Annotated in this window: 7 protein-coding genes; 2 read left to right on the forward strand and 5 right to left on the reverse strand. The window is 44.6% G+C overall.

Going from position 1 to position 12,836, the window contains the following annotated elements; genetic code table 11:
• Nucleotides 1–216: 216 nt before the first annotated feature.
• A complete protein-coding gene (locus P5683_RS16670; RefSeq protein ID WP_006625785.1) occupies nucleotides 217–1,113 on the reverse strand; it encodes a hypothetical protein in 897 nt (298 codons plus the stop codon).
• A gap of 141 nt (nucleotides 1,114–1,254) precedes the next feature.
• Here P5683_RS16670 and P5683_RS16675 point away from each other — a divergent pair, with 141 nt between their 5' ends.
• Nucleotides 1,255–4,509, forward strand: a complete 3,255-nt coding sequence (locus P5683_RS16675; protein WP_315640496.1) for an alpha-mannosidase — start codon at nucleotides 1,255–1,257, stop codon at nucleotides 4,507–4,509.
• A 92-nt stretch (nucleotides 4,510–4,601) separates the two neighbouring features.
• Here P5683_RS16675 and pgm read toward each other — a convergent pair whose 3' ends face one another.
• From pgm to P5683_RS16695, 4 genes are all read right to left on the reverse strand, one after another.
• The gene (gene pgm / locus P5683_RS16680) at nucleotides 4,602–6,257 is read right to left on the reverse strand and encodes a phosphoglucomutase (alpha-D-glucose-1,6-bisphosphate-dependent) (protein WP_006669141.1); all 1,656 of its coding nucleotides are present in this window, start codon (nucleotides 6,255–6,257) and stop codon (nucleotides 4,602–4,604) included.
• Between the two features lie 428 nt (nucleotides 6,258–6,685).
• The gene (locus tag P5683_RS16685; protein WP_315640493.1) at nucleotides 6,686–8,887 is read right to left on the reverse strand and encodes an ATP-binding protein; all 2,202 of its coding nucleotides are present in this window, start codon (nucleotides 8,885–8,887) and stop codon (nucleotides 6,686–6,688) included.
• Between the two features lie 119 nt (nucleotides 8,888–9,006).
• Nucleotides 9,007–10,284, reverse strand: coding sequence for a phosphoribosylamine--glycine ligase (gene purD / locus P5683_RS16690; RefSeq protein WP_006625780.1), 1,278 nt, complete (start codon nucleotides 10,282–10,284; stop codon nucleotides 9,007–9,009).
• A gap of 86 nt (nucleotides 10,285–10,370) precedes the next feature.
• Nucleotides 10,371–11,048 carry a peptidoglycan-binding protein gene (locus P5683_RS16695; protein WP_006625779.1) on the reverse strand — a complete coding sequence of 226 codons (678 nt, stop codon included), beginning with the start codon at nucleotides 11,046–11,048 and terminating at the stop codon, nucleotides 10,371–10,373.
• A 220-nt stretch (nucleotides 11,049–11,268) separates the two neighbouring features.
• Between P5683_RS16695 and P5683_RS16700 the strand changes: the two genes are divergently transcribed.
• Complete coding sequence (locus P5683_RS16700) at nucleotides 11,269–12,564, forward strand: FGGY-family carbohydrate kinase (RefSeq protein WP_006625778.1); 1,296 nt, start codon at nucleotides 11,269–11,271, stop codon at nucleotides 12,562–12,564.
• The last annotated feature ends 272 nt before the right edge of the window (nucleotides 12,565–12,836 follow it).

The following is a 12,836-nucleotide window of genomic DNA, read 5'->3' on the forward strand; positions in this document are numbered from 1 at the left end:
GAGTTGACAGGTCGGAGGTGGGAGTTGGGGGAAAGTCCGACAGTTGGGAAGTTGGGAAGTCCGAGAGTTGACGGGTGAGAGTTGGGGGAAGTCCGAGAGTTGACAGGTCGAAGGTGGGAGTTGGGAGGTAATGTGTTGAATAAAGAATCAAGCGTATAGCCATGTCTGAACTATCGTTAATATAATAGCAGATGTGGAGGCAGGTGTCAAGGGTGATTAGGAGCGAGGTGGGGCTAATTTTTGGAGAATTGAAAGGTGTGGGGATGATTTTAACCAGTTAACTATTTTGATGATAATTTGTTCAGCGATCGCTATCACCCTATCCAACCATTCAATTAAAGATTGTAGGGGATGTTTAACATATCCGATCGCTTCTGCTGGTGTTTCTAACCATAATGGTTTATCTTCTACCTCTCGTTTTTGAGAATAGGCTATGCTACCGCCTTCTGTGAGGGGGGTGTTAGGGGAAGTCGCTAGTTGTAGTTGTGATCCTTGATGGTGGTTTAATTGTTCCAGTATTTGTGATTCTAACTTGGGAAAATTAGGGAGAGTTTGACTGGGGGGAAGTTGAGGAGTCCGAGTCTTGGGGGAAGTCGAGTTTAATCTAAATTGAGGTTGAGAATTGGTTAAAGGTAAAGGTGGCTTTGAGGTTTTCCAAGGATCTGGAAGTGGTACCGATACCCTTAGAGAGGGGTTGAGATTATCGGTGGGTTCTTTGAGTAAATAATTGAGGGTCGAAAATATCCATAGGTGGAAGTTATGGAAAAGCGTCGTGGCGACCGGTTTGATTTGAGGTTCAATTTCTGCGATCGTGTTGTCGATCGCTAAAAGTAGAGTAGGGTGAGATGATGGTTGTGGTTGGGGGTTCTCCTTCGCCGTGGTTTCTGCGGAGGGTAATGATGGTGAGACTTTGGGGGTGGGAAGTGTAAAGTTGCTCAGAGGAGTATTTTGGAGAATTAGATAAATCGGATAAAGTAAAATTTGGGTGGTGGCGCTGGTCGCGTAGCGAATATTCCGCCAAGTGCGATCGCAAGCATCACTAAATTGCTGATAGTTGCTCAGGAGGAAGTTAAACAGGCGGCTTTTATAGGGACCGGAGTGGGCTGAGGACATATAGGCTCAAGTTATGCTAAGAGATGGTTTTGGTGGTTATTAATAGCTCGTGCCTCCCATTGTACAGCAACTTACAGGGAATAGGCAAGAGCCAATAGGATAAGTCATGATGTTTGTTAGTTGAGTGGTTGATGGCTGAACATGAGTTTATCTAGTTCTGATGATAGTCGTGTTGTGATTAATCAGGCGATCGCCAGATTGCGGGAGATGACCAGATCCGATCTTCAGAGACGGTGGCGGTTTCATGAGGGAGATATTTCCCCACAAATGAACCAGGGGTGGCGTGATTGGTCCTTCGTGGATTTGAATGATCGGGGTCATGTAGCTTGGTCTGAGGGGGGGAAAGTTTTGTGGTTAGCCCAGGAGGTTAATATTCCCGCTAATTTAGGGGGGTATAGGTTGGAGGGTTTATGCTTGAAATTGAGTTTGGTTTGGTGGGCACAGTTGGCTGAAGTTTATGTTAATGGTAGTTTGGTACAGTCGGGAGATTTATTTGATTGTAGGACAGCGATCGTTTTGTCCGAGTCCGTCTTACCTTCCACCAAGTTTAGGATCTTTTTAAGGTTGGTAAGTCCCCCTCATGATCGAGGTGCTTTGGTAGCCTCTAGTTGTGTCTACCAAGCCGGAAAAGTTGGAGATATTGATCCGGGTTTTATTGGCGACGAGTTGGCGGTTTACTCTAGTTATCTGCTGAAGGGAAATATTGATGAGTTGGAGTTGACAAGTCGCGCACAAGTTTTCCCCCTCCTCTCTCCCCAAAGGTGGCAGGAGTTAGGGGAAGCCGTTAGTAGGATAAATTGGGATATTGTAGGCGATCGCCATTTATTTATGTCCGAGTTATTCCGTCTGCGAGAGTGTTGGGATACCTGTGCGGATTTAAAGTTAGTTAAGTTTAGGTTTTTAGGTCATGCTCATTTAGACTTGGCTTGGCTATGGTCAGTCGCCGAAACTTGGTCGGTCGCCATTAAAACCTTTGAGTCCGTCCTCGCTTTACAGGATGATTTTCCTGAGTTGATTTTTACTCATTCTACCCCCGCGCTATATGCTTGGCTTGAGGAAAATAGACCCGATTTGTTTAAGTTAATCCAAAATCGGATTTCCCAGAAGCGTTGGGAGGTCGCCGCTGGTTTATGGGTTGAACCCGAATTAAATACCGTTTCTGGGGAGTCAATTGTTCGCCAAATTCTCTATGGTCAATATTATGTCGCTGATCAGTTTGGGGAAGTCTCCCGTATAGCTTGGCTACCCGATAGTTTTGGTTTTTCTTGGCAACTTCCCCAGTTGCTGACTCTGGGAAGGATTGATTTTTTTGCGACTCAAAAGTTGCGGTGGAATGATACAACAGTCTTTCCCTATGGTTGTTTTCGTTGGCGAGGTTTGAACGGTACCGAAATTGTCAGTTTGATGTCTGCACCAATTGGGGAAAATGTCGAACCCCTCAAGTTAGTAAACTATGGCATTGAGTGGGAGTCTCAAACTGGCTTAAATGAGTGTTTATGGTTGCCAGGAGTTGGCGATCATGGCGGCGGTCCGACGCGGGAAATGCTGGAGGTCATCCGTCGTTGGCGATCGTCTCCTCTGTTTCCTGATTTGCGTTTTATGTCCGCCGTCGATTATTTGGATGGGCTGGGTGATTTACCCAATCTTCCAGTGTGGAATGATGAGTTATATCTCGAGTTTCATCGAGGTTGCTATACTACCCACGCTGACCAAAAGCGTTGGAATCGTTTGTGCGAAGGGTTGCTCTATCGGGCTGAGTTGTGGTCCGCTGTCGCTTCTATCGTGACCGGGTTTGAAGTTCCCCAGGCGACCTTAGAAGAGGCATGGAAGGGGGTTTTGTTTAATCAGTTTCATGATATCCTCCCAGGGTCCGCTATTGCTGAGGTCTATGAGGATGCTAACCGGGGTTGGCAGGCAGCCGCGACAACCGCTGGAGATGCTGAAAATAGAGCATTAGATGCGATCGCTTCTTCCATTTCTCTCCCTTACCCCCCACAACCTCAAGCTATACCCATTGTCGTCTTTAACCCCCTCAATTGGACTCGTTCCGAAATTGTCCAAGTCCCATTACCCCCCCAGGGAAGTTGGGATGTTTGCGAAAGCACTGGAAATGCCTTAAATTCCCAACTGGTGCGGGTTTCAGGTCGGTCTGAATTGCTGTTTTTTGCAACTGATGTGCCGTCAGTCGGTTATCGCTGTTTCTGGTTAGTGCCTAAATCCCCTGAAACACCCATGAATCAAGGGTTTGAGCCGAAAAATGACCTTATATGCGCGCACCTTCTCCGACTTTACTACACTATATCAGGTTCCCGTTTAGATGTCAATACTAATCGTAAAAATTCCGAAAATTGGGAATTTGAGAATCAGTATTTACGGGTAAAAGTGTCGGGAGAAACAGGAGACTTAATCGAGATTTTTGATAAAGTCAATAGTCGGGAAGTCTTGACATATCCCGGACATCAATGGCGACTGTTTCGAGACCAGGGACAATATTGGGATGCTTGGAATATTGACCCCAATTATCATAAGTATCCCTTAGATAGTCCGCAACTAGAGTCAATTGAGTTTGTCGAAAAAGGTTATCTACGCGGGAGGTTGCGAGTTTTCAAGAGATTTAATAACTCTCGGTTTTGTCAAGATTATGTTTTATCGATAGGGTCGCCAATTTTACGGGTTGAGTGTCGAGTAGAGTGGCGAGAGAATCATGTGTTAATGAAGGGTTATTTTCCATTGTCTATAAATGCAGATTTACTGAGTTATGAAATCCCTTGTGGTGTAATGGAGAGAAAGACCGAACCCCAGACAAATTTTGACAAATCCAAATGGGAAGTTCCTGCTTTAAATTGGGGGAGTCTGAGTGATGGTAATTATGGTGTATCATTGCTAAATGATTGTAAGTATGGATATGATTTTAAGCCAGATGAAATTGGTTTAAGTTTGCTACGGGGTTCTTTATGGCCCGACCCGAAAGCTGATGTAGGTGTTCATGAGTTTAGTTATGGTATTTACCCCCATTTAGGTGATTGGCGACAGGGGGAAACTGTGCGACGAGGTTATGAGTTTAATCAGCCGCTACAGGTGAGGGTTTTAGAGTTATCTAATGTGGGGATAACTGGTGGTGAGTCCTGTCGGAGTTTTTTAGGTTTTAGTGCTAGTAATTTTGTGTTAATGGCTGTGAAGCGATCGCACTTAGACCACCAGACTTGGATTATACGAGGTTATGAGTGTCAAGGAAGTGGGGGAGTATTGGAATTCGAGAATAGTTTAGGAGTCCAGGTCAACTATGCCGTCAACTTATTGGAGGAAAGGGTTGGGGTTTTTGACCGAAAGATGCAACCTTGGCAGGTGTTAGGGTTAGCCATTTCTGGGAAGACTGGGAGTGACGAAGTAACTTGAGATAATCATCAGACTACCAGGACTTGAGAAGCCGGGTAGAATTGGGAAAAAAGTTTTTAAAAACCCAGCTTCTCAGGAAAATTGATTAATTATTAAAAGGTGTCACTCACAATTTTTTGTGCTTCCGAAATAATCTGATTCAAATGTTCTTCCCCCTTAAAACTTTCCGCATAGATTTTATAGACATCTTCTGTACCCGATGGACGTGCAGCAAACCAACCTTGTTCCGTCGTAACTTTTAAACCACCTATAGCCGCATTATTTCCCGGTGCATTAGTCATTTTAGCCACGATTGGATCACCCGCCAAAGTTGATACTTTCACATCTTCTGGAGATAACTTACTGAGGCGTGCTTTTTGTTCAGAATTAGCAGCAGAATCAATACGGGAATAGTAGGCGCGACCCAAACGTTCAGTCATGTCTTTATAGTGCATACCAGGGTCTTTACCAGTTTTAGCCGTAATTTCCGCCGCCAGTAAATCCATAATAATCCCATCTTTATCAGTAGTCCAAACTGTGCCATCCATTCGCAGGAAAGATGCGCCAGCGCTTTCTTCACCGCCAAAACCCAAAGAACCGTCTAGCAAGCCATCTACAAACCATTTAAAGCCTACAGGAACCTCACAAAGTTGGCGATTAATATCCTTAGCTACCCGGTCAATCAAACTACTGCTAACTAAAGTTTTCCCGATCGCACTTTCAGGACTCCAGCCTTGTCGATTAGTGAATAAATACCAAATAGCCACAGACAGGAAATGATTAGGGTTCATTAATCCCATGCTAGGGGTAACAATACCATGTCGGTCTGAGTCCGTATCATTCCCAAAAGCGATATCATAATCATCTTTGAGTTTAACCAAATTCGCCATAGCATAAGGAGAGGAACAGTCCATGCGAATTTTCCCATCCCAGTCTACAGTCATAAACCCAAAAGTCGGGTCAACTGTAGGATTGACTATAGTCAAATTTAACCCATAACGTTCTGCAATAGGTTCCCAATAACCAATATTAGAACCCCCCAATGGGTCAACACCTATTTTAATTCCTGATTCCCGAATTGCTGCCATATCAATAATATTTTCCAGGTCAGCAATATATGGGGTAATGAAGTCAAAACTGTGAGTAGTGCTGGCGTATAATGCCTGATTGTAAGGGCTGCGACTTACCGCGCGATTACCATCAGCCAGGATTTGATTAGCCCGTTGTTGAATCCATTTGGTGATTTCCGGACCTGCCGGACCGCCAGAGGGGGGATTGTATTTAAAGCCACCGTCCGAGGGGGGATTATGGGAGGGGGTGACGATAATACCGTCCGCTAAACCTTCTGTACGTTGGCGGTTGTAGGTGAGAATGGCATGGGAAACCGCCGGGGTGGGGGTAAATTTGCCATTTCCTTCCTCTGTGGCTATGTAGGTTTCTACTTGGTTGGCTGCTAAAACTTCTAGGGCGGTTTTTTGCGCCGGTTCAGATAAAGCGTGGGAGTCGTGACCCATATACAGGGGACCCGTAATGCCTTGGTGGCGGCGATATTCTACCGTCGCTTGAGTAACCGCTAGGATATGGTCTTCGTTAAAAGTGCCGTTAGCCGAACATCCCCGGTGTCCAGATGTACCGAAACTTACTTGCTGTTGAGGATTGTTGGGATCTGGACGCACTGAATAATATTGCTCAATAAGGCGATCGATATTTTCCAAGATATCACCTGGGGCGATTTTTCCGGCCAAGGGGCTAATGTTTTTGGCTACCATTATTATCTTGATGATTCTATACTCTGGGTAATGGTTGAGATTATACCAGTCAGTGTCCTGTGTATTTATCGTCGCAATTTGGCTAATTTAAGTTAAGTTTTACTAATGTATCGCTGCCAAGAGTTTTAATTTTACCAAGTTTGTTAAGAATTAATACATTTTTATTGATAATTTATCTCAAAATATTGACGATATTATAGGGGTTATGGTAGGCTAGAGTAAATCGCACCCAAGGTTTTGCTGTGTCTATTTGTAAAAATAGGGGCTATAACCCCTATTCTATCGCCCAAATAATTATTCTCTGAGCAATTTTAAAAAATCCCGATGCACCAATTTTAGGCTACGGAGAGGAAGCCCAAAATCGACATCTTGACAAAATCGACATTTTGTGCATATTGGATGATTGCGTAGACAGGGGGGATAATAGTTCATGATAGGAACTCCATAGCTGGTGCGACCACATCAGGAATCAAATTTTGTTGGTCTTCCTGGTAGACAGCCAAATCAAACCAGAAGGTAGTTCCCACTCCCAACTCACTAACCAAATGTACCTGAGAATTGTGCTTTTCAATAATATTCCTAACAATAGATAAACCCAAGCCCGTCCCTTCCAAGGTATGCACTCGATTTTCGACTCTAAAGAATCGAGTAAAAACAGCTTCTTGGTCTTCCGAAGCAATACCGCTTCCGGTATCAGAAACCTCGATGCGTACCACTCTCTGATATAGTTGTGAATTGTGGGAAATATGCCTATCTAAAGGTCGAGGTGGTGGTGGAGACATAATCCAACCTCCCCGTTCAATTTCGGCTGCTTCTCGACTCTCAGCCAGGGAGATATGATGGCTATCATCTAATAAATAGGCACGAATTATTACTCTTCCGCCAGCTTCGGTAAATTTGAGGGAATTTCCGACCAAGTTAGTGAGGACTTGTAACAACAAATCAAAGTGACCTCTAACGGCTGGTAGTAATGGTTCTACCTCTTTACTCAATTCAATTCCCTTATCTCGCGCATTGAGTTGATAAGTCCGTAGGGTTTGTTCAATAGGATGAGCAATATCAACAGGTTCCAGGTGATAAATACGACAGGACTCAAGGCGAGATAAATCTAAAACGTCATTAACTAGACGGGTAAGGCGGTCAGTTTCATGGTTAGCGGTTTCTAAAAATTCTCGACGTTCTTCTTCGCTTAAATCATCGCCATAGTCGTGGAGAGTTTCGATAAAGGATTTAATGTTAAATAAAGGTGTTCTCAACTCATGGGAAACGTTACTGATAAACTGGCTTTTAGCGTCATTTAGTTCGACTTCTCGGGTGATATCCTGAATAGTCATAGCAATGCCTTTTAAACTTTCCCGATAGTTTTCCTGATTTTTGACGGTGGCATCTTGATTGTAGAATGTACATTCATTAGCTTGGGGTCTTTGGGGGGAGGTGCAACTATTATCGTGGTCATAGATACAACTAGCGCAGAGGGGTTCTACACCGGGGGATTTATGTAGTAAAACTGTGGTGAGAAGAATGCGGAGAGTGCGATTATTTGGTTCAGTGAGAGAACAGCGAAATTCTCCTCCTTCTAGGTTTCCAGAGGCAATTTTTTGTAATGGTTGAGATAGTTCTTGTAATACTGGTGCGGGAAGATAGGTTAAAACGTTTTCAGAAATGACGCTTTGACGTTCCCACCCAAAGAGGCGACGCGCGGTCGGGTTGACGAGAATTAGATTAAGTCCAGCATCTATTAAAACTGCACCATCTGCAATAGTTGAAACCAGAGTTTCTAGCTTGGCTTTTTCGGCGGTCAACTCTTCGATATTTTGTTCGTCGTAGCTTTCCAGGCGTTCTGCCATTTCATTAAAACTCAATATGAGTTCTCCCAATTCACCGCCAAAGGGTAAATCAATGCGTTGTCTAAAGTTACCAGCAGCTATATTTTTGACTCCCATTAGTAGTTCTTTAATCGGCTGAGTAATGGTTAGGGCATTAAAAACCGCCCCTAAAATTACCATAACCCAGATAGAGACGAAAACTGCTAAGGTAACGTCACGAGTTAAGTTAGAGGAGACGACAACGGTGGGATTAGGATTAATACCGATCGCCAAAATTCCCAGATATTTGTCATCGTGCATTAGGGGAACAAATACATCTGTTATTTGACCCCCAGGGGTAAGATGCTGGCGCACCATAGGTAAAGCGGAATAATCCCTCGCTTCGACACTGGCGAGAAAATTTTCCGGCAGTTGCATCCGTCGTCGCAGGGTGAGGGAGTTCTGGACTGCGGAATCAGAAAAGGGGAGACCGAGGAAAATCTCGCCGTCGGGGTCAGCATAGAGCATATATCGCACACTAGAGGTGCTGGTGTAGAACTGACGGGAGAAACGGGCTACCTCTTCCCGATTATTTTCAGCAATCATAGGGGCGACATTAGCGGCTAAAAGTAAGCCCAAATCTCGACCATAGCGGGTATCATTAAGACGAGCGTCTTGCTGAATGGTATTAACGGCCCAAAAGGTTAAACCGCTCATCAATAGGGACACCACCAGGGTAGCTCCCGCCATGAGTCGGGTTTGTAGGGTAAACTCAGACCACCAATTTCTGAGAATTTCTGGAAGTTTGGTGAGAATTGCCAGCATCTTGTACGGTTCTGGGTTGGGGAACTGCTTATCAGTATCTAGCGTAGACGATCGCCAGATTCTCTACCACAGTTTAGCAAAAATTGGAGTTAAGTTTTGTTAAGGCTGTACATAATTGATTAATTTTGGCTTTGTCGGAGTCTAAAACCAATATCTCGGCGACAGTACATTCCGTCAAAGTTAATGCAGTCCACAGCCTGATAAGCATTGGTGATAGCAGTTTCTACAGTGTCACCGATAGCGGTTACACCCAAAACTCTGCCCCCGTCGGTGATTATTTGTCCATCGACCAGGCGAGTTCCGGCATGAAATACTTTAGCACCCAAGGCTGATGCTGCGTCAATACCAGTAATCAGCTTACCTTTTGGATAAGTTCCCGGATAACCACAGGAAGCCAAAACCACACATAGGGAAACTCCGGGTTTCCAACGAATAGGGGGAAGTTCTGCCAGACGGCGATCGCAACAAGCTGTTAAAATCTGGTCTAGGGGAGTATCTAACATGAGGAGTACAGCCTGAGTTTCCGGGTCTCCAAATCTACAGTTAAACTCCAGAACCATTAAATCACCGTCAGGGGTAATCATCAATCCCGCATAGATAATACCACAATAATCAATTCCCCGGTTTTGAAGTTCCTGTAAAGTAGGTTCAAGAACCTCCCGTTGTATTTTCACCATTAACGTATCAGAGACCAGGGGGGTAGGCGCATAAGCACCCATACCGCCAGTATTAGGTCCCGTGTCACCTTCTCCAATAGGTTTATGATCTTGAGCCGGAATTAGGGGGCGAATAGTTTTACCATCAGTAATAGCTAAAACCGAGACCTCTTGACCCTGTAGAAACTCCTCGATCACAATTTGGCAATTATCTTGACCAAATTCTCCCTGAGAAATGGAGGTAATAGCCGAATCAGCCATTTCCAGGCTAGTAGCAACAATAACCCCTTTTCCCGCCGCGAGTCCATCAGCTTTAATAACAATGGGAACTTGAGTAATATAGTCTTTAGCAGCTTGGGGGTCAGTAAATACAGCCCCCGTGGCGGTAGGGACTCCTGCTGCTAACATCAAATCTTTAGCCCAGGACTTACTCGCTTCTAATTTTGCGCCTTCACGTCCGGGTCCAAATACTTTAACATGATTTTTAGTAAGTTCATCTGCAATACCCAAAGCCAGGGGCACTTCTGGACCGACGACCACCAAATCAATAGCTTCATCTTTAGCCAAAGCAACAATAGCCGGGATATCCTCAACCGGGATATTTCGATTTTGACATTTGGTTAGGGTAGCAGTCCCGCCATTTCCGGGAGTACAGATAACCTGTTGGACTGTTTCTGACTGAGTGAGTGTCCAAGCTAAGGCGTGTTCTCTACCACCGTTTCCAACAACTAATATTTTCACAAGAACCTCGCACCTTCAACAAATAAAACCTACACCAAAACGATGTAGGCTTGTCGATAATAATTAAACCAAATTTTGAGGAAATCCTACATTCCCAAAGCCGCCAAGGTAGCCGGACCCGCCACACCATCAACTCTCAAGCCGTAGTCACGCTGGAAGGCTTTAACTGCTTTGGTGGTAATTGGACCAAAATATCCGGTGGCGCGCGCGTGGAAATAACCGTAGTAAGCTAGTTTATGTTGCAAGTTAGTAACTCGGGAACAACTGTCACCGTGGGACAGGGATTTATGGTAGCCACGACCACGACGGGGGCGGTGACTGGCTGCATGATAGCCATAATGGCGTTTGGGAGGAGATTTAACATAGCAGGAGGTGTAGCAATGGAGTCCCAAAGCGGAAGCTGTGGCGGGACCAACAATGCCATCTGCTACCAACCCATAGTCACGCTGAAAGGCTTTAACGGAGTGCTTGGTAATTGAACCAAAATAGCCGGTAGACCGCGCGCGGAAGTAGCCATGATTAGCTAAGGCGTTCTGCAATTGTACCACATGGTTGCCAGAGGAACCATAGTAGATGGAGGCTTGGGCGGCGCTGGTGGAACCCAAAATTGACAAACCAATGGCTGCACCGATAATTGGCATTAAGCAGGTAGTAGAAACTTTACTCCAGTTAACACCCCGAAACAGAATCAAGTTGTCGCTGAGGTTGAACTGCTGGGGAGACTCATAGCTAGAGACTAGATGATTGTAGGCAATTGTATCCATTTCATCTCCTAATTCAGTATTTGAAAAAAAAGTTGACCAATGGTTGATCTAATTCGAGATGCTACCACGGGTTATTAATTTATAGCTGTTTGACCCGCAAAAGTCTAGGGTTAACTATGAAAATCAAGATTTTTTTGCAAAACTTAATATAATTGTGAAGACACAAATATATAATTGTACCACTTTGCGAGTTGCTTATTGTTAATCACTGACATTTATTATGAATCTATTTTTAGGTATAGATTTTGGTACTTCTGGGGCTCGTTCAGTAGTGATTGATACCCTGGGAGGGGTTCATGCAGAGGGGGTTTGTACCTGGAAGGAATCATTGGTGACTATGGAATCACCGAAACTCTGGAAAAATGGGTTATTTGAGTTACTCAATCAAATTCCTAAAGATTTATGTTCTCAGATTAGATCGATCGCCATTAATGGTACTTCTGCTACAGTGTTATTATGTGATGAGATGGGGAATCCGGTCACCGCACCGCTCGCTTATAATCACAGTTGTGATCAGGCTATTGTGGAGAGACTAAAAGCGATCGCACCCCCAGACAATCCGGTTTTGAGTAGTACCTCTAGCTTGGTCAAACTACTCTGGTGGCAAGAAAATCTTACCCCGCCGCCACCCGGAAAGTTATATTTTTTGCATCAAGCAGACTGGCTAGGATTTTTATTACATGATAAGTTGGGTATTAGTGACCATCATAATAGTCTCAAACTCGGCTATGATGTGGTGAATCTTTGCTATCAGTCGTGGTTGTTAGAGGCTATTAAATGGGGGGGTAAATTTACGCCGATTTTGCCAAAAGTCCTGACCCCAGGAACCTGTATTAGCCCTATTAATCGACAATTAAGCGATCGCTTTCGATTGCGCCCAGATTGTATAATTAGAGCCGGAACTACAGATAGCATCGCCGCTTTCATAGCCTCCGGTGCTAGTTCCCCTGGGGAGGCTGTCACTTCCCTAGGTTCAACCCTGGTGTTAAAGCTGTTAAGTCCTACCGCTATCAATGTTGCTAAATATGGCATTTACAGCCACAGGTTTGGTGATTTGTGGCTGACTGGCGGCGCTTCTAATACGGGGGGTGCCATATTGCGACACTTTTTTAGCGATCGCCAATTGGAAAGCCTCAGCCGCCAGATTAATCCTAACACTCCCACTCTCCTAGATTATTATCCCCTATTGCAACCGGGCGATCGCTTTCCTATCAATGACCCCAATTTGTTACCCCGTCTTGAACCTCGCCCCAGTAATGATGTAGAATTTCTCCATGGCTTACTAAATGCGATCGCCCGTATTGAGTCTCAAGGTTATCAACTTTTACAAAACCTAGGCGCAAGTCCTCTCCAGCGCGTCTATACTGCTGGCGGTGGGGCCAAAAATTCCACCTGGACTACTATTCGCCACCATCATCTCCGAGTCCCTGTACTCCCTTCTCCACACACCCAAGCCGCCTACGGAACAGCCTGTTTAGCTATGCGGGGGGAGTTGATTAAAAAATCAAGTTGTTAAGAAATGTTAAAAAAATCGACCTTTTTTTGGGGGGTGGGTTGACTTTCGGGGAGGTTGACGCTATACTTTTAGATAATGGAAATAGTGACATTTTTCAGTTAAAAAGTAATATTTCCATTATTTAGCATTACTATAGTAATTGTAAACAATTTCCGCAGCCCTGTCAACCCCTGAGCCGGGGGCGATCGCAACTTGATTAAAAAATCAAACTTTCAGGGTTAAAAAAATCGACCTTTTTTTGGGGGGTGGGTTGACTTTCGGGGAGGTTGACG

The sequence above is a fragment of the Limnospira sp. PMC 1279.21 genome, from assembly GCF_032349615.1.
GTDB lineage: Bacteria > Cyanobacteriota > Cyanobacteriia > Cyanobacteriales > Microcoleaceae > Limnospira > Limnospira fusiformis.

Excerpts from the sequence above, each read along its gene's own strand:
- P5683_RS16670 (WP_006625785.1), bottom strand. The coding sequence starts at position 1,113 with ATGTCCTCAGCCCACTCCGGTCCCTATAAAAGCCGCCTGTTTAACTTC.
- P5683_RS16675 (WP_315640496.1), top strand. The coding sequence starts at position 1,255 with ATGAGTTTATCTAGTTCTGATGATAGTCGTGTTGTGATTAATCAGGCG.
- pgm (WP_006669141.1), bottom strand. The coding sequence starts at position 6,257 with ATGGTAGCCAAAAACATTAGCCCCTTGGCCGGAAAAATCGCCCCAGGT.
- P5683_RS16685 (WP_315640493.1), bottom strand. The coding sequence starts at position 8,887 with ATGCTGGCAATTCTCACCAAACTTCCAGAAATTCTCAGAAATTGGTGG.
- P5683_RS16695 (WP_006625779.1), bottom strand. The coding sequence starts at position 11,048 with ATGGATACAATTGCCTACAATCATCTAGTCTCTAGCTATGAGTCTCCC.
- P5683_RS16700 (WP_006625778.1), top strand. The coding sequence starts at position 11,269 with ATGAATCTATTTTTAGGTATAGATTTTGGTACTTCTGGGGCTCGTTCA.